15 protein-coding genes, 5 tRNA genes and 1 other RNA gene are annotated in these 21,034 nt (G+C 69.5%); 14 read left to right on the plus strand and 7 right to left on the minus strand.

Features of this window, described 5'->3' with window-relative positions:
- Positions 1-9: 9 nt before the first annotated feature.
- From SYV04_RS21405 to SYV04_RS21420, 4 genes are all read right to left on the minus strand, one after another.
- Complete coding sequence (locus tag SYV04_RS21405) at positions 10-864, minus strand: lysophospholipid acyltransferase family protein (RefSeq protein WP_321547714.1); 855 nt, start codon at positions 862-864, stop codon at positions 10-12.
- A 58-nt stretch (positions 865-922) separates the two neighbouring features.
- A complete protein-coding gene (locus SYV04_RS21410) occupies positions 923-1,864 on the minus strand; it encodes a polysaccharide deacetylase family protein (RefSeq protein WP_321547715.1) in 942 nt (313 codons plus the stop codon).
- A gap of 11 nt (positions 1,865-1,875) precedes the next feature.
- Positions 1,876-2,589 (minus strand): glycosyltransferase family 2 protein, encoded by a 714-nt coding sequence (locus SYV04_RS21415; protein ID WP_321547716.1) that lies wholly within the window; start codon positions 2,587-2,589, stop codon positions 1,876-1,878.
- A 71-nt stretch (positions 2,590-2,660) separates the two neighbouring features.
- Positions 2,661-3,977: a protoporphyrinogen/coproporphyrinogen oxidase gene (locus tag SYV04_RS21420; RefSeq protein ID WP_321547717.1), complete on the minus strand. Its 1,317-nt coding sequence runs from the start codon at positions 3,975-3,977 to the stop codon at positions 2,661-2,663.
- A 223-nt stretch (positions 3,978-4,200) separates the two neighbouring features.
- Here SYV04_RS21420 and SYV04_RS21425 point away from each other — a divergent pair, with 223 nt between their 5' ends.
- The 9 genes from SYV04_RS21425 to ffs all read left to right on the plus strand — a co-directional run bounded on the left by SYV04_RS21425 (position 4,201) and on the right by ffs (position 10,928).
- Positions 4,201-8,340, plus strand: coding sequence for a tetratricopeptide repeat protein (locus SYV04_RS21425; protein WP_321547718.1), 4,140 nt, complete (start codon positions 4,201-4,203; stop codon positions 8,338-8,340).
- Between the two features lie 91 nt (positions 8,341-8,431).
- A complete protein-coding gene (gene serS / locus SYV04_RS21430; protein WP_321547719.1) occupies positions 8,432-9,712 on the plus strand; it encodes a serine--tRNA ligase in 1,281 nt (426 codons plus the stop codon).
- 84 nt (positions 9,713-9,796) lie between these two features.
- A tRNA-Ser gene (locus SYV04_RS21435) sits at positions 9,797-9,883 on the plus strand.
- A 44-nt stretch (positions 9,884-9,927) separates the two neighbouring features.
- Positions 9,928-10,017 (plus strand) — tRNA-Ser (locus tag SYV04_RS21440).
- Between the two features lie 29 nt (positions 10,018-10,046).
- Positions 10,047-10,123, plus strand: a tRNA-Arg gene (locus SYV04_RS21445).
- Positions 10,124-10,144: 21 nt separating this feature from the next.
- Positions 10,145-10,612, plus strand: coding sequence for a tRNA adenosine(34) deaminase TadA (gene tadA / locus SYV04_RS21450; RefSeq protein WP_321547720.1), 468 nt, complete (start codon positions 10,145-10,147; stop codon positions 10,610-10,612).
- Between the two features lie 5 nt (positions 10,613-10,617).
- Positions 10,618-10,704 (plus strand) — tRNA-Ser (locus SYV04_RS21455).
- Between the two features lie 16 nt (positions 10,705-10,720).
- A tRNA-Ser gene (locus SYV04_RS21460) sits at positions 10,721-10,807 on the plus strand.
- A gap of 28 nt (positions 10,808-10,835) precedes the next feature.
- Positions 10,836-10,928: signal recognition particle sRNA small type (gene ffs, locus SYV04_RS21465), an RNA gene on the plus strand.
- A 51-nt stretch (positions 10,929-10,979) separates the two neighbouring features.
- Here ffs and SYV04_RS21470 read toward each other — a convergent pair.
- Complete coding sequence (locus tag SYV04_RS21470) at positions 10,980-12,434, minus strand: glycosyltransferase family 39 protein (RefSeq protein WP_321547721.1); 1,455 nt, start codon at positions 12,432-12,434, stop codon at positions 10,980-10,982.
- A gap of 106 nt (positions 12,435-12,540) precedes the next feature.
- On the opposite strand from SYV04_RS21470, the gene SYV04_RS21475 reads away from it, so the two are divergent.
- From SYV04_RS21475 to recR, 5 genes are all read left to right on the plus strand, one after another.
- Entirely contained in the window at positions 12,541-14,076 is a 1,536-nt protein-coding gene (locus tag SYV04_RS21475; protein ID WP_321547722.1) for a phytoene desaturase family protein, read from the plus strand.
- A gap of 121 nt (positions 14,077-14,197) precedes the next feature.
- The gene (dnaX, locus tag SYV04_RS21480; RefSeq protein WP_321547723.1) at positions 14,198-15,403 is read left to right on the plus strand and encodes a DNA polymerase III subunit gamma/tau; all 1,206 of its coding nucleotides are present in this window, start codon (positions 14,198-14,200) and stop codon (positions 15,401-15,403) included.
- Between the two features lie 55 nt (positions 15,404-15,458).
- Positions 15,459-16,304, plus strand: a complete 846-nt coding sequence (locus SYV04_RS21485) for a DNA polymerase III subunit gamma/tau (RefSeq protein ID WP_321547724.1) — start codon at positions 15,459-15,461, stop codon at positions 16,302-16,304.
- Positions 16,305-16,403: 99 nt separating this feature from the next.
- Positions 16,404-16,721, plus strand: coding sequence for a YbaB/EbfC family nucleoid-associated protein (locus SYV04_RS21490; protein WP_321547725.1), 318 nt, complete (start codon positions 16,404-16,406; stop codon positions 16,719-16,721).
- A gap of 6 nt (positions 16,722-16,727) precedes the next feature.
- Positions 16,728-17,321: a recombination mediator RecR gene (recR, locus tag SYV04_RS21495; protein ID WP_321547726.1), complete on the plus strand. Its 594-nt coding sequence runs from the start codon at positions 16,728-16,730 to the stop codon at positions 17,319-17,321.
- A 6-nt stretch (positions 17,322-17,327) separates the two neighbouring features.
- Here recR and SYV04_RS21500 read toward each other — a convergent pair whose 3' ends face one another.
- Together SYV04_RS21500 and SYV04_RS21505 are read right to left on the minus strand one after the other, a co-directional pair.
- Positions 17,328-19,121, minus strand: a complete 1,794-nt coding sequence (locus tag SYV04_RS21500; protein ID WP_321547727.1) for a protein kinase domain-containing protein — start codon at positions 19,119-19,121, stop codon at positions 17,328-17,330.
- A complete protein-coding gene (locus SYV04_RS21505) occupies positions 19,118-21,034 on the minus strand; it encodes a FecR family protein (protein WP_321547728.1) in 1,917 nt (638 codons plus the stop codon). The genes SYV04_RS21500 and SYV04_RS21505 overlap by 4 nt, the downstream gene beginning before the upstream one ends.

The following is a 21,034-nucleotide window of genomic DNA, read 5'->3' on the forward strand; positions in this document are numbered from 1 at the left end:
GCGATTGGCTCACCAGAAGATGCTCCGGCGCTCCTTGAGGCCCATATGGATCATCGACTGGATGGCGCCCTTCACGGTGCGCACCTTCTTGTCCAGCTCGCTGTCCTCGTCATCGGCGCGGCCGCTGAAGTGCATCGGGTCGCCGAAATAGAGCCGGTACTTGGTGGGCAGCGGGATGGGCAGCCCCGTGGGAGTGATGGGGAAGGACGGGAAGCCGAGCAGCTTGGCCACGGGCTTGATGTCCATCAGCGCGGGGGCCTGCTCCTCGGCGCCGACAACAGCCACGGGGACGATGGGAGTGTCCGTCTCCAGGGCCAGGCGCATGAAGCCCAGGCCGAACTCCTGGAGCTGGTAGCGCTGCGGCCACAGCTTGGAGATGCCTCGCGCCCCTTCCGGGAAGACGAGGATGGCCTCGCCCGCGTTCAGCAGGCGGCGGCAGTTCTCCGGGGTGCCGACGATCTGCCCCACCCGGGCGAAGAAGGTGGAGATGTACGGCAGCGTGGGCACCCACTTCTCCACCATGCTGCGGATGGCACGCGGGGGGTTGGCCTCCATCATCATGGCCACGCCGATCATCGCCCCGTCCATGGGCAGCTGGCCGGAGTGGTTGGAGACCAGGAGCACCCGGCCCTTGGGCACCTTCTCGATGCCGTAGGTCTCCACGCGGTGGTAGTTGCGATAGACCCACAGCAGGGGCGCCACCGCCGCGAGGCTGTAGTCGAGGTTGAAGCCGAACGGGTCCACCCCGTATTCGTTCTCCGTGCGCACGAGCGCCTGCAGCCGCTCCTTGCGCTCCTCGCCCGCCATCTGCTCCGTCCAGCCCTTCAGACGCTGCCGGACCTTGTCGCCGAGCCGCTCGAACATGTCGGCTCTTTACACCACCGCCTCCCGGGCTGGGAGAGCCTGCGTTGCGTTTCCCACTTCAGAGCGAGTGGGAGAGCCGCTCAGCCGCCTCGCGCAGGGTGACGACGTCGCGCTCTTCCTTCAGCCAGCGGAAGAGCGTCTCCAGCCGCTGCATCTTCCGGCTGGCCGACACGAGCAGGTCCCGCTGCTGGCGGACCAGCTCGGGGGGAATCCCGTCCGTCTCGTCCAGCACGTCCACCGCGTGCAGCTCGAAGTTGAAGAAGGCATCGCCCCGGCACGCCAGCCAGGCGGCACGGATGCCGAACAGCGGCAACGTGGTCGCGAAGGTACCGATGAAGGGAAAGCGCACGCCCGGCGTCACCGCCATGGGCAGCTCCAGCACCGGCCCCGCGCCCCGCCGATAGGGCTGAGCGGGCTCGGGCCGGTACGGGGTGCGAGGCGCCAGCAGCACGCGCGGGCTGTCCAGCACCGAACGCGAGGGGCGCCCCGTCAGCGCCAGCGCCCCCATTACCGCGGCCTTGGCGGCGTAGTACGGGGCCGCCGGAAACACGGAGGAGCCATAGAGGTAGCCACGCTCCACGGTGGCCGCATAGAGGGCGGCGTTCAGCGTATAGCCGGGAGCTCGGAAGCCCACTGGCCGCGTCCCCGTGACGGCGAGGATGGCCTCTTCGCCACGCACCAGCTCCTCGCGGATGGACTCGGGGGCCCGCCGTGTCAGCGCATAGTCGTGCGCGTAGCTGTGGTTGGCCACCTCGATGCCCGCGTCATGGGCCCGCCGGAGCGCCGCCGCGGCCCCCGCGTCCGACAGGTCCTCTCCGATGGCGAAGAAGGTCCCCGGTACCCCCACGGCGCCCAGCAGCTCCTGGAAGCGCGGCACGGCGGTGGCGTACACGAGCGCTCGGGCCCGGTCGTCCAGCACCGTCTCCGGCAGGCCGTGGATGCGGCAGTAGTGGTGCAGCGAGTCGAGATCGACGGAGATGGACGCCAGCCGGGAGCTCACGGCGAGCCCTCTCAGGTGCCGCGAATGCGGATGACGTAGACGAGCTTGCCCACGTTCCTCAGCACGTTGGGCACGCGCCGGAAGAGGTGGATGGAGGGCTGGCGCTTCTCGTGGAGCTGGATGGGGATCTCCATCACCTTCAAGCCCTCACGCCAGGCGCGGATGACGAACTCGCTGGCGAATACGTCCATGTCCACCACGCACTTGGCGATGACGGGCATGAGCGCCTCGCGCCGGAACGCCTTGAGCCCGTGGGTGTCCGTGCCCCGGAAGTCCAGCGCCACCCGGAGCAGCTTGTTGTGGACGCGGGTGGCCACGCGCCGGACGAGGGGGCGCTGGTCACTGGCCCCCTTGGCCGCCTTGGAGCCCACCACCATGTCCGCCTCGCCCCGCTCCAGCCAGGGCAGCGCGGCGTCATAGAAGGTGAGGTCGCACAGGTCGATCTCGTCGCACACCACGTAGGTGCCCTGGGCCTTGAGGATGCCGGCCTTGAGCGCCGCGCCGTAGTTGGGGCGCTCCGAGTGGAACCACCGCAGGCGCGGGTTCTGGGTACACATCTGCTCGAGGATCTGCGGCGTCGCGTCACGCGAGCCGTTCTCCGCGAAGATGACCTCATAGTCCCAGCCGCGCGCGTCCAGGCCCTGGCACAACTCCGCGGCCGCCGAGGCCACGATGGAGGCCTCGTTGTAGACGGGGATGACGATGGACAGGTACGGGGCGGCCATGGTCGACGGGTAACGCACAGGGGCGGAACGCGCGACCTAGCACGCCCGCCGCCGACCGTCATCAACAGTCCTCAACGCTCGTTCAGCACCCGGGCAGAGGCCCGGCCGCCCAGGATGGCGTCCTCCATGGAGGAGTACTCCCACTGCCCGTAGCGCCCGGCCGTGAGGATGCGGGCGTGCTCCAGGAAGCGGAGGATCTCCGCCTTCGCCGGCCCGTACGCCTCGTCATAGAGGACGTAGGCGTGGGGAATCTCCCGCGCCTGGGCGAAGAGGATGTCCTCGGCCGAGTGGATCATCTGAGAGCGCACCAGGTCCTCCACCGCGTGCTGCTCGCACTGCGCGGGGGACAGCTCGCCGTGGTGGCTGTACTCCACATAGAAGGTGGCCGTGTCCGGGGGCGCCAGCGGCGCGTACACCGCGGACGGAGAGCCGATGCGGTACGTCTTGAACTCGAGCTCGGGCAGGTAGATCCAATGCCACGGCTGCCGGTTCTTCCCCCGGGCCGCCACGCAGACATAGGTGACGGTGGTGGCGCGCAGCCGGCCAGCGGCGGCCCGGACCTCCTCCGGCACGCCCGAGGCCCCCTGGGCGAGCAGCCGCACCAGGTGCGGCAGGGAGATGGTGGAGAGCAGCTCCGAATAGCCGAGCGAGCGTCCATCCGAGAGGGTGACGCGGCGGGCCTTCCAGTCGATGGCGGTGGGCTCGGTGCGAACGCTCACCTCCCCGCCCTGAAGGTGGCGCAGCATGGCCCGGGCGAGGCTCTCGATGCCGCCCTCGCGCGGGTAGAGGAAGGAGGCGTTGTAGCCCAGGGCGTCGCTGCCCGCCCCGAGCGCCCCGTCCACCACCTCCTTGAGAGTCGGCCGCGGCACGAAGCGCCCCACCCAGGCCGCCGACAGCTCCCGCGGGTGTACCGTCCAGAGCTTCTGGTTGTAGGGCACCATGAAGTTCTTCGCGAAGCCCTCCCCCATGTAGCGGAGGATGAACTCCTCGAAGTTGCTCGGCTCGCGCTCGCGCAGCGCACGGCCCTTCTCCCCGTAGATGGCCTCCACGTAGCCGATGAGGTTCTCGGAGACGACCTCTGGCGGTAGTCCGTGGGTGTTGACCTGGTAGGGAAAGCGGGTGAAGACGCCGCGCGAGAAGATGCCCGCCTTGCGCTGGATGCTCGTCAGCTGGCCAGGCAGCCAGAGGGTGTTCACCAACTCACGGATCTCCGGATCTCTCAGGTGCAGCCAGTGCCCGGTCGGATCGAAGTAGCACCCGTCGATGACTTCGGTCTTGATGAGGCCGCCGACGCGCTCGGTCTTCTCGATGAGGCGCCAGGGGCGCTTGAGGAAGTGGGCAGCGGACAGCCCGGCGAGGCCGGCGCCGAGGATGACGGTAGGGTCCATGGCGCTCGGGGGTCTACCACCTCTCAGGAGGCGGTGGGGCCGCCGTATTCAGCTCGCCAGCCGCGTGTACTCAGCCCCCTGCCCCCTCGCCTGGACTCCGGGCACAGGAAAAGAGGGCCTCTTCGCGTTCTTTCCGCTCCCGGCACGCCTTGATAGCCTGCGCGCGCGAGGATGATCCGAGCCCCCTTGGGCGCTCGTGCTAGCAGGTCTCTGAAGGAACTCCATGAAAGTCTCGTGCCCGTCTTGCCAGACGAACTACAACATCGATGACAAGCGGATCCCGCCCGGGGGTGCGAAGCTGAAGTGCGCCCGGTGCCAGAACACCTTCCCCATCCGCCCAGCCTCGGAAGGGGTGGCGACGCCGGTCGCCATTCCGCTGCCTGGCGCCGCCGCTCCCCAGACCGCCATTCCGCTGCCTGGCGCCGCCGCGCCCCAGACCGCCATCCCGCTGCCGGGTGCCGCCGCTCCCCAGACCGCCATTCCGCTGCCGGGTGCCGCCGCTGCCATCCCGTTGCCGCCCGCGCCGGCCTCGGGTGCCATTCCGTTGCCGCCCGCGCCGGCCTCGGATCCGTTCGGCGACTACGACAGCGGGGACTACTCCCACCGCGATGAGTCGGAGTCCACCCGCGTGGTGGCGCTGTCTTCGCTGCCCACCGCCGCGTTTCGGGATGCCCCTCCGTCCGCGCCGCCCGCGCCGGCCTACGGCAACAACGACATGCTCGGCACCGCCCGGGACTTCGACTTCTCCGAGGAGCCCCCGCCGCCCGCCGATTCCTTCGGGCAGGACCCGAACGCCCTGCAGGGCCAGGCCGGCCCGTTCGCCTCGTACGATGCCGGGCAGGCCGCCATCCCCCTGCCGGGCACCGCCTACCCGCAGGACCCGGGCAACGCCATCCCCCTGCCCGGCGCCGCGGATCCGAATGATCCGTTCGCCCTCCCGCCGCCGTCCGGCAACTATGACGATGCCTCGGCCTATACCCAGGTGAGCGCGCCGCCCACGGAGGATCCGTTCGCCCTCCCGCCGCCGCCCGCCGGCCCCGACGCGGACCCCTTCGCGCTGCCGCCGCCCGAGGATCCGTTCGCCCTCCCGCCGCCGCCGGCCGATCCCCAGGGCGATGCCTTCGCCATGTCTCCGCCCATGGAGCAGGGCGGCTTCGATCTGCCGGAGATGGGCGCGCCGTCCGCGCAGGAGCCCATGGCCTTCGCGCCTCCGCCCCAGGCCGCTTCCTCCGAAGAGGATCCGTTCGCCGTCGACCTCTCGGATCCGCCCCCGGCCGCGCCCGCGCAGGACTTCAACCTCGACTTCAGCGAGCAGCCCCCTCAGCAGGCCGCGCCTCCGGCCGCGCCGGCGCCCCTCAACGTGGGCACCGACTTCGGGGACGTGAGCTTCGATGATCCGCTCCCTCCGGCGAGCGCCGCTCCGTCCATGGGCGACTCGCTCGAGTTCGACCCGACAGCCGCGCCGAAGCCCTCGGCGGGGGACGATCTCGAAGTGGACCTCTCCGCTCCCCTGCCGCCCCCGCCCACCTCGGGCGCCGCGGACGGCCTGGAGATGCTCAGCTTCATCGACGACGCCGCCAAGGACAACGGCGCCAAGGGCGCCACCAAGGCCAAGCGCTTCCACGTCCGCCGCCGCTCGGGCAAGGTCTTCGGCCCGTTCGAAGAGGGCGTCATCGTCAAGATGCTCGAGGACGGCCAGCTGCTGGGCAACGAGGACGTCTCCACGGACTCGGAGAACTGGACGCCCATCGGCACGGTGCCCTCCTTCGCCACCGCCATCCAGAAGCTGATGGAGGGCCCTGCCTCGAAGACGGGGCTGCCCGCCGTGGCCCCCAGCGCCGATGCGCCCCAGGCGCAGCAGGCGCAGGCGGCCGCTCCCGCCGCCAACCTGGATCGGATGAAGCAGCTGTACGAGGGCCGCATGGCCGCGATCTCCGTCGTGGATCGCAGCGGTGCCTATGAGAAGTGGCGCAAGCGCATGCCGTTCCTCATCGGCGGAGGCGTGGCGCTGGTCTTGGTCCTCATCGGCCTGAGCTTCGGCCTGACGAAGTACGGCATCTTCGGCATGCGCAAGTTCTTCCCCGCGCGCGTGGCGGCCGGCACTCCCGCCGCCGCGGACGTGAAGAGCGCGCAGGATGCGCTCCTGGAGGACACCTTCAGCGGCTACCAGCAGGCGCGGGATCTGACCGCCAAGGTGCTCGCGGCCAAGGAGTACCCCGAGGTCCGCGCGCTCTGGTGCCAGTCCATCTTCTATCTGCAGCGCCGCTACGCCGCCGCGGACCAGAAGGACATCGCCCGCTGCCAGGCGGCCAAGGAGGACTTCGAGCTGCTGGGCACCAAGAACCCCGCGGCGCTCAAGGCCTTCGCGGGCTCGGCCCTGGCCCGTCGCCAGGCGGACGAGGTGCTCACCGAGCTGAGGGACGCCTACAACCACGAGGCCAATGCGAGCGACCTGGAGGTGGCCTTCCTGCTGGCCGAGGCTCATGGCCTCAAGCGCCAGGAGAAGGACGCCATCTCCACGCTGGACCGGGTGCTCAAGACGCGCAAGGACTCGGCCAAGGCGCTGCACATGCTGGGCAACCTGCACCGGGACGCCGGCCGCGCGGACGAGGCCGCCAAGGCGTACGAGGCGGCGCTCCAGGCAAACCCCACGCACGTCGTCTCCGCGGTGGAGCTGGCGGCGGTGGAGCTGCTGGTGCGCAAGGGCGACGCCGCCAAGAGCCTGGCCGCCGTGGAGAAGGCGCTGGACGAGAAGGCCATGCAGGAGCTGGGGCCGGCGGAAGTGGCCCGCGCCCGCAGCCTCAAGGGCGTGGCGCTCGCCGCCCTGTTCAAGTTCAAGGAGGCCGAGACGGAGCTGAAGGCCGCCCTCGAGAAGGACCCGAACTCCATCTTCGTCAAGGCGACGCTGGCCCGCGTGCTGCGCGCCAACCGCGACTTCGCCGGCGCCCTGCCGCTCTACGAGGCCGCGGTGAAGGAGGAGGCCGGCAACCTCGACTACACCGAGGGCTTCATCACCTCGCTGGTGATGACGGGCAAGATGGGCGACGCGCACAAGGCGGTGGAAGCCGCCAACGGCCGCTTCCCCAACGAGCCGCGCATCGCCCTGCTCTTCGGCCGCATCGACGACGCGCGTGACCAGATTGCCGCCGCCGAGGGCCACTACCAGCGCGCGCTGAAGGCGGACCCCAACCTCTTCGAGGCCAACCTCTACCTGGGCCGCTTCTACCTGCGCCTGCGCCGCGGGGCCGATGCCCGCTTGCAGCTCGAGGAGGCCGCCAAGAAGGCGCCGGACAACGCGGGCGTTCGCGCCGGCCTGGGCGAGTTGGCCCTGGCGGAGAACAACGTGCGTCTGGCCGAGGAGGAGTTCAAGAAGTCCGCCGAGCTCAACCCCAGCCTCGCCGACGCCTACCTGGGCCTGTCCCGCGTGGCGCTGCTCAACGGGGACCTGGAGAAGGCCAAGACCGACTCCAACAAGGCCCTGGAGCTGGACCCGCACCTGCTCAAGGACGGGCGCCTGCAGCGCGGCACCGTGCTGTGGCGGCTGGGTCAGCTCGACGAGGCCGTCACCGAGCTGGAGAAGGCCAAGGAGGAGGATCCGCGCTCCATCAACATCCCCATCACCCTGGGCGCGGTGCTCTACGAGAAGGGCGACCTGGCCGGCGCGGAGAAGAACCTCATGCTCGCCATCGGCCGCGAGCCCTCCAACCACGAGGCCATCTATTACGTGGCCATGGTGAAGGCGAAGCGCGCCGAGTACACCGGCGCCATCGACCAGATGAAGCTGGCGGTGGAGAAGGCTCCGCAGCGCGCCGACTACCACTACGCCCTGGGCGAGATCTACCGGAAGGCCGAGCGCATCGCCGAGGCCATCGAGGAGTGGAAGGAGACGATCAAGCGCGATCCGGCTCACGCCGATGCCTACGAGGCGCTGGGCCGCGCTTACCTGGACGCCGGCAAGGTGGACGAGGCGATTCCCGCCTTCGACTCCACCCTGGCGGTGGACCCCAAGCGCAAGCGGGTGCTCGGCGCCATTGGCGATGCGTACTTCACCGCCGGCCGCTGGGACGAGGCCATCAAGCGCTACGAGAAGGCGCTCAAGGAGGCCCCGGAGCTCACCTACGTCTATTACAAGATTGGCCGTGCCTGGTCCGAGCGCGAGCAGCACACCCGCGCCATCGACTGGTACAAGAAGGCCATCGCGGCCGAGCCGGACAACGCCCAGGCCCACTACTACCTGGGCTTTGCCTACAAGGATAAGTACAAGAAGAAGGAGGCCGCCGAGTCCTTCAAGAAGTACCTCGAGCTGAAGCCCAACGCCGAGGACAAGCAGGAGATCGAGGACGAGATCGCCGCCCTCGAGTAGTCCGCTTTCCTGCCCGCGACGTCCGCTTCCGGGCGTCGCGGGTCAGGTGCTGCTTGCCGGGCCCGTCCGGGCTGACTAAGAGTCGCCCCCCATGCTGGATCTCCGGTACGTCGCCCAGAACTTCGATGCGGTAGTCGCCCGGCTCAAGGCCCGCGGCGGCAGCCTGGACCTTGGCCCCTTCCAGAAGCTCTTCACCGAGCGGCGTGAGCTCTACGTCGCCATGGAGTCTCTGGCGGCCCGCCGCAATTCCGCCAACGAGGAGATGAAGCGCAAGGCCAAGGAGGATCCGGCCGCGCTGGAAGCACTGCGCGGGGACCTGCGCGCCGTCTCCCAGGAGATCAAGGAGAAGGAGGCCCGCCTCAAGGAGGTCGAGGAGGAGCTGAACCGCATCCTTCTGCTCATCCCCAACATCCCCCACGAGTCGGTCCCCGTCGGCGCCAGCGAGCAGGAAAATGTCGTGGCGCGTACCTGGGGCGAGAAGCCCAACTTCCTCTTCACGCCCAAGCAGCACTTCGAGGTCGGCGAGAAGCTGGGGATGCTGGACTTCGAGCGGGCCGCCAAGGTGTCGGGCAGCCGCTTCACCTTCTACAAGGCGGCCCTGGCGCGGCTGGAGCGGGCGCTGGTCACCTTCATGATCGATGTCCACACGCAGAAGGGCTACATGGAGATGCTGCCGCCCTATCTCGTGCTGCGCGAGACGATGATGGGCACCGGCCAGCTGCCCAAGTTCGAGGAGGACGCCTTCAAGACGTCGGGCGACCCCGAGCGCTTCCTCATCCCCACCGCCGAAGTGCCCGTCACCAACTACCACGCGGATGAGATCCTCGAGGCGGGCCAGCTGCCGCTGAAGTACTGCGCCTTCAGCCCCTGCTTCCGCGCGGAGGCCGGCGCGGCGGGCCGCGACACGCGCGGGCTGATTCGCCAGCACCAGTTCCACAAGGTGGAGCTGGTGAAGTTCGCCACCCCGGACACCAGCCTCCAGGAGCTGGAGGGCATGACGGACGACGCGTGCGACATCCTGCGGCGCCTGGGGCTGCACCACCGGGTGGTGCTGCTGTGTACCGGCGACATGGGCTTTGCCTCGCGGAAGACCTACGACATCGAGGTCTGGCTGCCGGGCCAGGGAGCGTACCGGGAGATCTCCTCGTGCTCGGACTGCGGCGACTTCCAGGCACGCCGGGCCAAGATTCGCTTCCGCGCCCAGAAGGGCGACAAGCCCCAGCTGCTCCACACCCTGAATGGCAGCGGGCTGGCCGTGGGGCGGACGAGCATCGCCATCCTCGAGAACTACCAGCGGGAGGACGGAAGCGTCGCCATCCCGGAGGCGTTGTGGCCCTACATGGGCGGAATGCGGGAGATCCGGCCCCTGTAGGCCACATCCCCATTGCAATGGGCGATGGATCAGGTAGAAGGGCGGCCCCGCGCAGCTGGCGGGACCGCGCGGCTTGATAGCAGTGGAGGAGTGGCCGAGCGGCTGAAGGCAGCGGTCTTGAAAACCGCAGAGGGTGAAAGCTCTCCGTAGGTTCGAATCCTACCTCCTCCGATTTTTTGTTCTTGTCTTTCGCAGTTCTTTGACAGAGAAGAGTTGGAGAGATGGCCGAGAGGCTGAAGGCACAGGTTTGCTAAACCTGCATACTCGAAAGGGTATCGAGGGTTCGAATCCCTCTCTCTCCGCCACTTATCGTTGTAGCAGCGTTGGAAGACACGCTCCCTTAGCTCAGCTGGATAGAGCGTCGGACTACGAATCCGAAGGCCGGAGGTTCGAATCCTCCAGGGAGCGCCACACTTCCTCGCCGCTTCTCTCATGAGTGAAGACGAAGCTTTCATGCAGCAGGCGCTTGCGCTGGCGCGGGAAGCAGAGGCACTCGGAGAGGTTCCCGTCGGCGCGGTGGCGGTACATGAAGGCCAGGTCATTGGCACTGGCTTCAACCGCCGCGAGATCGACCGCAACCCCCTGGCACACGCGGAGCTGTTGGCGATGGATGCCGCCGCGAAAGCACGGGGTGCCTGGCGACTGTCGGGAGTCACGCTGTATGTGACGCTGGAGCCGTGCGCGATGTGCGCCGGCGCGCTGGTGCAGAGTCGAGTGACGCGGTTGGTATTCGGGGCGATGGACCCCAAGGCTGGAGCGGTGGGTTCGCTCTACAACCTGGCCGAGGAGCCTCGGCACAACCATCGGCTGCAGGTAACAAGTGGCATCCTGGCGGACGAGAGCCGCCTGCTTCTCAAGAGCTTCTTCGAGCGCCTGCGCGAGAAGAAGCGTGACAAGTGAATACTGGAGAGCTGGCCGAGTGGTCGAAGGCACCTGACTCGAAATCAGGCGTACCGGTAACGGTACCGTAGGTTCGAATCCTACGCTCTCCGCTTGTAGCAAGCCCCTGGAGAGGTGGCCGAGCGGTTGAAGGCACACGCCTGGAACGCGTGCATACCTTAACGGGTATCGTGGGTTCGAATCCCACCCTCTCCGTAGCTCTTGCTCGAAGTCGTCGAAAATCTTTGTGGTCGGGACAACGTGGGGACGTGAACCCCGCCAGGTCCGGAAGGAAGCAACGGTAGCGCACCTTCGCGTGTGTCCCGGCCGTTTCTCTTGAAGTGAAGAGCCGATGCCTCTCGTGGGCATCGGCTCTTTGCTTTGCGGGCTAGCGGGCGAGCATCGTCTCGCGGCCCACCTGCCCCACCACCCGGAAGCCCGCGGCTTGGAGCTCTGGCAGGGCCCGGCCCTCGAAAGTGACGGCGCGGTTGAAGGCTGGGTCCTGGATGGCGCGCTGGAAGGCCCAGTCATGGGGCCAGTCGCAGGTGAGCCAGGGGATGTTCTTGCCGAGGTAGAAGAAGCCCCCCGCGCCCCACAGGCCCTCGTTGACAATGAGCAGGCCGGTGGCTCGGGCGTCCCGCGTGGCGGTGACGATGGCCCGGAACTGGTCCGCCCGCAGGTCCTGCGGCGGATAGGAGGCGGCTGGCGCCACGGTGGCCACCAACGCCAGGGCCGCGCCGCCCCAGCGGAGCCGCTCCAGGCGGGAGGGGGCCATGAGCCAACCCGCAATGGCCGGCGCCGCCGCGAGCACCAGCAGCACGAGCGCCGGGTAGAGGAAGCGCTCCTCCTTATGCGGGGTGGCGCTCACCGCCGCCACGTACACCGCGGCGCAGAACAGCGGCAGGGAGACGGCGCGGCGGCGTAGAGAGGCTAGCCCTAGCGGCGCGGTCAGCCAGACCCAGAGGGGAATGGCCGTGAGGAGCACCGGCACGTAGAAGCCGCGTGGGTGGGCGCCGAACTGCTGCGCGGCTCCGTTCGTGAAGACGTTGAAGCGCAGGTAGGCCAGCAGGGAGTGGAAGGGCGAACCCCAGGTACTCCAGTCGAGCGCGCCCAGCCCCAACGCCACCGCCAGGCCTCCAAGGCAGGTAAAGGCCAGCACCCGCCACCGCCCCGCCAACCCCAGCCACACGAGCGCCGCGAGGACGACGACGGCCGAGCCGTAGCGCGTCACCACCGCCAGCCCGAGCGCCAGCCCGCCCAGCAGCCCGGCGCGCTCCAGGCGCTCCCTGCGGTCGAGGGCCTCCAGGGCGATGACGAGGAAGGCCGCGGAGAAGGACTCGCTCATCGTCCGGCCCCCGAAGACGAGCACCGGCCCATAGAGCCCCATCAACAGGGTCGCGAGCAGACCCGCCGCCTGCCCTGCCCGGCGCTCGGCATAGCGGTATGTGGCCAGCAACATCCACCCGTGCAGCGCCAACTGCGGCAGTTCCAGCAGGGCCCGGTAGGCCTGGGGGTGGGTGAGCCCCAGCAGGGAGGCCAGGCGCAGCAGCCACGAGAACAGCAGGGGCACCGCCCAGTTGCGCAGCCCGTCCTGCCACTCCCAGGCGAGCACGCCATAGCCATGGGCGCGGTGCCAGGCCGGCTCGAGCACCTGGTACACCTCGTCAGGATGGATGCGGCCCAGCTGCGTCACGGCGATGACCGCGGGCGCCAGGGCCACGGCCCCCATCAGGGCGAGCCACCCTCGCCCCAAGGCTCGGGCAGCGGGCGCGGCACTGGCGGCGAACGCCTGCGAAGGCTCGGGCGAGGTGGAAACGGAGGGCTGAGGCGCGGGCACGGACATGGGTGGCGGCGCGACTCTCCCCGTCCCGGAGCCCACACGCAAGCCGAGGGAATTTGTCCGCCTGCCCCAAGCTCGGCTAAGAGCCTTGGGAGCGGAGGGAATCCACATGCCAGATGTCATCGTGGTAGGCGCGGGCCACAACGGGCTCGTCACCGCGGCGCTGCTCGCGCGCCGGGGTTTGAAGGTCACCGTCCTCGAAGAGAAGGACATGGTGGGAGGGGCCAGCAAGACGGAGTACCCGTTCCGCTCGGCGCCCAAGCTGGGCGTGTCCACGGGCGCCTACCTGCTCGGCCTCATGCCTCCGGAGTTGATGCGCGAGCTGGAGCTGGAGCTGCCCCTCAAGCGCCGGGATCCGCACTACTTCCTGCCCACCCTGGACAAGCGCTACCTCCTGTTCGGCTCGAACGAGCAGGAGATGAAGCGCCAGTTCCTGGCGTTCTTCTCCGAGGCGGACTGGAACGCCAACCAGGCGATGAACACCGAGCTGGCCGCCATGCGCGATGACCTGGCCCCGGCGTGGCTGATGCCCCCGCTCTCCCTGGAGGAGACCGCCGAGCGCTTCATCCGCCCTGCCCTGCGCACCCCCTTCATCAACCTGTGTCGTGGGACCGCGCACGAGTACCTGGACCGCTTCGGCTACCAGTCGGACCTGCTCAAGGCCATGTACGCGGTGACCGACGCCTTCTCCGGGCTGGACGCGGGCTACGACACGCCCGGCGCGGGCATGAACCTGCTCGTCCACAACATGTGCCGGCTGCCCGGCAGCGGCGGCACGTGGATGATCGTCGGCGGCGGCATGGGCACCGTCACCCAGTCCCTCGAGAAGCTCGTGCGCAAGCACGGCGGCGAGGTGCGCACCCGCGCCAAGGTGGCCTCCATCCGCACCGACCGGGGCGTGGTGAAGGGCGTGGTGCTGGAGGGCGGCGAGGAAATCTCCGCCTCCGTGGTGGTGTCCAACGCGGATCCGTTCCGCACGCTGAAACTGGTGTCCGACTCGGCCCTGTCCGCCGACTACCGCCAGAGCATCGACGCCATGGCTACCCCGGGCACCACCCTCAAGGTGAACCTGTGCCTCAAGGGCCTGCCCACCTTCACCTGTCTGCCCGAGGACCGCGGCCAGTTCGGCCCCACCATCCACCTGCTGCCCCAGGAGGACGTGCTCGAGTCGCTCACCCAGTCCTACGCCGACACCAAGGCCGGCAAGCTCGCCGAGTTCCCCTCCATCGAGTGGTACTTCCACACGCCCGTCGACCCCTCGCTGCGCGACGCCGAGGGCCACCACAACTCCGCCCTCTTCGTGCAGTGGGTGCCCTACCAGCCCAAGGGCTCCACCTGGGAGAAGGAGGAGTCGCGCTACGTGCAGCACCTGCTGTCCATCTGCGACCGCTTCGCTCCCGGCACGAGCGATCTCGTCGTGGAGACCTTCACCCTGTCTCCGCCGCGCATCGAGGCCCACTTCGGGATTACGCACGGCCACATCCACCACGTGGACAACAAGCGCGGCTTCAACGAGCGGCTCCCCTATGAGACGCCCGTGCAGGGGCTCTACTTCTGCGGCGCCGGGTGCCACCCCGCTGGCAGCGTCATTGGCGCCGCCGGGCACAACGCCGCCGGAGTCGTGCTCAAGGCGCTCGGACGTTGAGTGAAGTCCGAGGGTGAAGACCGGATTTCCCCTGACTTACGGGCGGAGAATGTCGTTCTCCGCGCGGGGGCGGGAGTTGCGCATGGATCATTCGCGCCGCCGTGTTTAGATGACGGCCCCCATGAGCTACCTCGTCCTCGCGCGTAAGTGGCGCCCGCAAACCTTCGACGACATGACCGGACAGGAGCACATCGTCCGGACCATCGCGAACGCCATCAAGATGGACCGCGTGGCTCACGCCTATCTGTTCTGCGGCCCGCGTGGCGTGGGCAAGACGACGGCCGCCCGCCTGCTCGCCAAGGCCCTCAACTGTGAGAAGGGCCCCACCGCCACTCCCTGCGGCACCTGCCGCGCCTGCACCGAGATCGCCACCGGCACCTCCGTGGATGTGGCCGAGATCGACGGTGCTTCCAACAACGGCGTCGAGAACGTCCGCGAGATTCGCGAGAACGCCAAGTACCTGCCGCAGCGAGACCGGCACAAGATCTACATCATCGACGAGGTCCACATGCTCTCGGGGGCCGCGTTCAACGCGCTCCTCAAGACGCTGGAGGAGCCGCCCGGGCACGTGAAGTTCATCTTCGCCACCACCGAGGCCCACAAGCTCCCGGACACCATCCTCAGCCGCTGCCAGCGCCACAACTTCCGCCGCATCCCCGCCGCGCGCATGCTCCAGCGCCTCAAGCAGATCTGCGAGGCCGAAGGCGCCGGCATCTCCGATCGCTCCCTGTCGCTCGTGGTCCGCCAGTCCGAGGGCGGCATGCGCGACGCGCTCAGCCTGCTCGACCAGATCCTCGCCTCGTGCGGCGCCAACCCCACCGATGAGGCCGTGGCCGAGGCCCTGGGCGCCATCGATCGCACCATGGTGCAGGACTTCGCCGAGGCACTGGTGCGCAAGGACGCGCGCAAGGTGCTCTCTCGCGTCGAGGAGGTCTTCAACCGCGGCCTCGACCTCAAGCGGCTCGCCGAGGAGCTCGCGCTCCAGCTGCGCCACCTCTTCGTCACCAAGGCGCTGGGCGAGGCCCCCGCCGAGCTGGCCGAGTCCGAACAGAAGGCCCTGCTGGCCCTCGCCCAGGAGGCAGACTCGGCGCAGATCTCCCGCCTCTTCGACGTGGTGCATGGCTCGGTGTGGGACGTGTCCCGCGCCGCCCAGCCCCGGCTCGCGATGGAGATGGCGCTGCTCAAGGCCATCCAGCTCTCGCCGGCCGGCAGCATCCCGGACCTCATCGCCAAGATGGATCGGCTCGCCAGTGGCCTGAATGGCACCTCGCAGTCCCAGTCCGGAGCGCCGGGAGGTCGCTCCGGTCCCACCAACTTTCGCGTCTGAGCGCCCCGCGGACCCCGTCCGCGCGCCTCAGCCCCCGCGTCCCGCCCCCGCTCCTGTGGCCGTCGCCGCGCCGGAAGTCCGGAACGGCAACGGCAACGGCACCGCTCCGTCCGCGCCTCCGCCTCGCCCGTGGCAGCCGCCCCGGAACGAGGCCCCCGCGCCTGCTGCTCGCCCGCCGGAGCCCCCTCGCGGCCCCGAGGCCAGCACGCCCGTGGGCGCCACCCCGCTGTCGCGCGTCACCGAGCCCGCTCCCGAGGTGCGCGTCATCAACGTGCGCAAGCCTCCCGAGGCACTGGTCGCCAGCGCTGATGAGCGCATGTTCCCCGAGGAGGGCTCCGCCGAGGGCTGCGCCTCGGGAGAATGCCTGCCGGAACCGCCGGAGCCCGAGCCCGAGCCCGCTGTCGCGCAAGCTCCCGTGAGCTCCGGGCGCGACATTCCGACCCAATCCAACGTGGAGCGCTGGCGCGCGGCCGTGGAGGCAGTCCGCATCCAGAGCCCCCGCCATGGCACGGCTCTCGCCCATGGGCGGCTGCTGTGGCTGCGCCCCGGAGAGGTGGGTCTGGCCTATCCCCCGACTGCCGGCTTCCACAAGGCCCAGGTGACGGGCGCCGGCGGCCGGCCTGGGGTGGAGAAGGCCCTCTCGGACCACTTCGGCCGTCCCACCAAGCTGATAACGCAGGACGGCAACGCCGAGGCCGCCGCCGCCCCTCCCAGCCTCGCCGAGCAGGATGCCCAGGCCCGCGCCGCGTACACCCACAGCACCGAAGGCAAGGTCCGCACCCACCCCTCCGTTCGCGCCGTGTTGAAAATCCTGGGGGGTGAGATCGAACACATTCAGGTTCTCGAACCTGAACGGCCCCCCGCCAGCCCGGCGGTCGAATCTCCCGACGAGAGCGCCTGACAACGGGCGCGCACGACGGTAGGTTGCGGACCCACGCCTTTCATTTCGAGCGGCGCCCCCCGGCGGGCGCCCGCTCCCCCGCTCGAAGAAGGAAGAAGCATGCCCGGCATCGACCTGAACTACTTCATCCGGCAGGCGAACAAGCTCACCGAGAAGATCGAGCAGCGCAAGCAGGAGCTCGCCAGCGAGACCGTTGAGGCCAAGTCCGGCGAGGGCCGCGTCACGGTGGTCGCCAACGGCATCCAGGAGATCCAGAGCATCAAGATCGACAAGGCGGCCATCGATCCGAATGACCCTGGAATGCTCGAGGACCTCATCACCGCCGCCGTGAACGCTGCCCTGGCGACCAGCCGTCAGCACATGCAGAAGGAGCTGGGCAAAATCTCGGGCGGCATCAAGATCCCGGGCATTACCTAAAGCCGGATGACTCCCGATCCTCTCAACCGACTCGTCGCCCAGCTGGCGAAGCTGCCGGGCATCGGCGAGAAGACCGCGCAGCGCCTCGCGTTCCACATCCTGCGCGCTTCCGGCGACTACGCCGTGGAGCTGGCCCAGGCCATCCGCGAGGTGAAGGAGAAGGTGCATCTCTGCACCCGCTGCTACTCGCTCACGGACTCGGACCTGTGCGGCTTCTGCCGCGACACCCGCCGCGATGAGCGCTCGCTCTGCGTGGTGGAGACGTTCGCGGACCTGATGGCCCTGGAGAAGACGCGCGAGTACAAGGGCCGCTACCACGTCTTGCACGGCGTCCTCTCGCCGCTGGAAGGCATCGGCCCCGACCAGCTGCGCATCAAGGAGCTGCTGGAGCGGCTGACCGACAGCCGGGTGGAGGAGATCATCCTCGCCACCAACCCGGACGTGGAGGGCGAGGCCACCGCGCTCTACCTCACGCGCCTGCTCAAGCCGCTGGGGCTGCGCGTGAGCCGCATCGCCCAGGGCCTGCCCATGGGCGGAGACCTCGAGTACGCCGACCAGGCCACGCTGGCCAAGGCGCTCAGCGCCCGGCGCGAGCTGTAACGCGCGCTACCGCGTCACCCGGTAGTCGAACGGCAGCACCACGTTGACCTCCTGGTCTCGGTGGGCGGGGAAGCGCAGGCGCTCGGCCTGCGTCTCCAGGCACCGGCCCACGGACTTGGAGGCCAACGCGCCCTGCGTCGTGGCCTTCACCCGACCCGAGGAGGCGATCGCCAGCTGCACGCGCACCACACCCGTGTCCGAGGGCAGGTCCGCCTTGAAGCGCTCGAAGCAGGTGGCGATCTTCGAGCGGCCGCGCGCCACCACGCGCTCCACGTCCGCGATGCCCAGCGTCACCACGCGCGACTTCGTCGTCTTGGACGTCGTCTTGGTCGGCACCTTCTCCTCGGGCGCCTCGGGAGGCGCCACGGGCACTGCCTCGGGGACAGGCGTCTCGGTCGGAGACACGGCCGCTGCGGCGACGGTGGATGGCTCGGGGGGGGGCTCCGGCTCCACCACGGGCGGCGTCGCGGGAGGCGCTGCGACAGGGGCCGGGGGTGGCGTCGTGATGGCGGCGACCGGCGTCGGCGGCTGGCTCGAGATGCCTCGCCAGGCGATGAAGCCTCCACCCGCCGCCAACAGCAGCCCGCCCACCCCAATGGCCATCAACCCCCGGCGACGCGACTTGCCGCGCGCGGGCGCCTGCGTCGCGCCAGCATGAGGCGCACCGAGCGCCGGGGAAACCTCCCCATGCCCATTCGGGGTAGGAGCCCCCGCGGCGGGGAAGACGCCGCTGCTGGCGAACACCACGGATTTGGGCGGCGAGCTGTTGTTGCCCGCCTGGGCGTAGGTGGTCTTCAGGGTGGACAGCGTGGGGATGCGCGTCTTGCCCGAGAAGCGCTCCTCGCCGAACTGCTCCCGCAGGTAGTCGGCGAGCTCCTTGTTGGTAGCCAGCGGCACCTTGCCCGCGAGGCAGCGCTCCAGCGCGTCGGCGAACTCGGCCGCGGTGGCGTAGCGGTCCTCGGGGCGCAGGGCCATCGCCTTGAGCACCACCGCCTCCAGCTCGGGCGGAATGTCCCGGCGCAGCGCCGAGGGCGGCATGAAGTCGCCCTGCAACAGCGCGTTGAGCACCGCCAAGTCGTTCTCCCGCGCGAAGGGCCGCACGTTGGTGATCGACTCGTAGAGGCTCACCCCCAGCGAGAAGATGTCCGCGCGCCGGTCCACCTCCTCGCCCTTGGCCTGCTCGGGGGCCATATAGATGTACTTGCCCTTCACCACGCCGGTGCGCGTCTGCACCACGCGCGAGGTGGCCTTGGCGATGCCAAAGTCCAGCACCTTCACCTGCCCCTGGTACGTCACGTACAGGTTGGAGGGCGAGATGTCGCGGTGGACGATGCGCAGCGGCTCGCCCGCCTCATTGGTGAAGTCGTGCGCGAAGTGGAGCCCCCGGGCCGCGTCCACCAGCACCCGCATGGAGATGGGCAGCGGCGTGTACTGCCGCTTGCGGCCCGCCTGGCGCAGCGTGGTGGAGAAGTCCTCCCCCGCCAGGTACTCCATGCAGATGTAGTAGCAGCCCTCGATGAAGCCCAGTTCGTGGATCTGGATGATGTTCGGGTGCGACAGCCGCGCCGCCAGCCGCGCCTCGTCCCGGAACATCTCCACGAAGTCGGGCAGGCTCGATAGGTGCGACAGCATCCGCTTGATGACGACGTTGCGCTCGAAGCCGTCGGCGCCCAGCAGCTTGGAGAGGAAGATCTCCGCCATCCCGCCCTCGGCGAGCTTGCGGACCAGCACGTACTGACCGTAGGGCAGCAGGAGCGGCGCTGAGGGCGAACTCCCGGGCTCGGGCTGCTGGGTGGTCATTCCGCGGAACCTCGCTTCAGGGTGCGCACCAGGTACACCTCCGGTGCGCTGGCGTGCTGCATCTTAAACAGCAACAGGGGGGGCGAGCCCACTGGCTCCACCCACGTATCGAAGCGGTGCTTGCCATCCAGCGCCACGGGGCGTCCATTGACGGACACCTTCGCCCCCACCGGAGCCACTCCCACCGCTCGCACCCGCTTGCCTGCTCGCTGTCCGTTCTTGGGCGCTGTAACCACCAGTACGGGGACCGAGTTGTCGTAGACCAGGTCCAGCTTGTTCATCCGGCCCCCGCGCAGGGCCTGCCCCGTCTTCGACAGGGGCGTCACGGACCACAGGAAGCTGCCCTCCCCCAGCACGCCCGCCTCCAGGGGGGCCCGCGTCTCCGATACCGTCTGCTCGGCCACCGGCTTGGTGAGTTCTCCACTGCGATACACCGCGATGCGGTACCGGGCCGCCTGGGGCTCGGACGCGTAGGAGAAGGTCACCGCCGGAGGCTTGTCCTGGTAGAAAATGGTCGTCTTCTCCGGGCCCTCGGGCACCTCGTTGGTGAGGCGGGCGAGATCCTTCGGCGCCCGCTCCGGCGCGAAGCTCGCGCTGCCCCGGGTCAGCTCCGTTCCATCTGGCCGCCGCACCCGCCAGTACAGCGTGCCGCGCGTGGGCACGGGCACGTTGGCGAACGGCTGGTGGACCACGCCCCGCATCACGGTCCTGGTGAAGGCCGCGTCCGAGGCCACCTCCACCACCGCGTCTCCCGTTCCTTCCCAGGACAGCGCCACCTCGGACAGGCCTCGGTGAAACACCTGGGCCTTCTCCACCGACGGCAGGGCCAACGGCGCCTGGGCCAGCGGCGCCACCCGCGCCTGCTGCGCTCCCGCCACCGAGGCCTGCTCGCCGGCGCGCAGCGGCTGGCGGTCGGCGCCTCGCACCAGCACCACATCTCCGGCGCGCGCGGCCACGTCGAAGCCGTCCGCCGTGCGCCGCACGTTGAGGTGCGCTGCCCCGCCGCTCTCCAGTGTCAGCCCCGGCATCACCACTCGGCTGTCACGCTCGGACGCGAGCTTCAGGGCCACTTCGCCCTTGCGCAGGTCCACGCGCGCCTCGTCGCGAGAGCCCTGTTGTCCCGCGCCCTCCAGCACCAGCTCGCCGCCCGGAGCGAGCGCGAGGATCGACGAAGAGCCCGACAGGCTGAGGTGCGCCGTGCCTCCGCGCGCGCGCACCCCGTCTCCCGAGACGAGCGTCTGGCCCCCCTTGGAGACCGTGCGCCACTTCGCGCTGCCCTTGGAGCGAACCTCCACGCGCCCCGTGTCGCCCCGCACCGTCACCTGGATGGGCGCCAGCTCGATGACCTTCGCCGGCTGCTCCACCAGCTCCGCGCGGCCCGCGGAGACGGCCACGGACTGGCCCGCCGCGGCCTGCAGCGCCTGCCCGTCCTTCGACACGAACTCGATGGCGCCCAGCCGCACTTCCACGCGGCCCGAGTCGGGGCCGACGTCCACGCTCACCTCGCTGGCCGTCTCGCCGCTCACGCGCGTAAGGCCGTACGGGGTGAGGATGCGCAGCTCCACCTTCGGGCCTGGGCGCCCGGGCGAGGCCGCCGGCACCCGGGAGAGCAGGATGCCGCGTGCGACCTGCAGAACCACGCCGTTGGAGTCCTCGTCGAGCACGAAGCGCGCGTTGGGCCCCACCTCCACCGTGCGTCCGTCCGCGAAGTGGACCGTGGCGGAGCCGTCAGCTCCCGTCTCCAGGGCATCTCCCCGGTGCAGCGGCCCCTCGACGGCGGGGGTGGACTTCCCGTCCCGCTCCAGCTGCACCGCTCCCTTGAGCGCCTCCAGGCGGGCGAGCGAGCCGAGGCCCGCATCCGGAGAAGCCTCCGGGGCTCCCGGAGCGGGTTGTGCCGAAGGCGGAGGAGGCAT

The sequence above is a fragment of the Hyalangium ruber genome (assembly GCF_034259325.1).
GTDB classification, from domain to species: Bacteria; Myxococcota; Myxococcia; order Myxococcales; family Myxococcaceae; genus Hyalangium_A; species Hyalangium_A rubrum.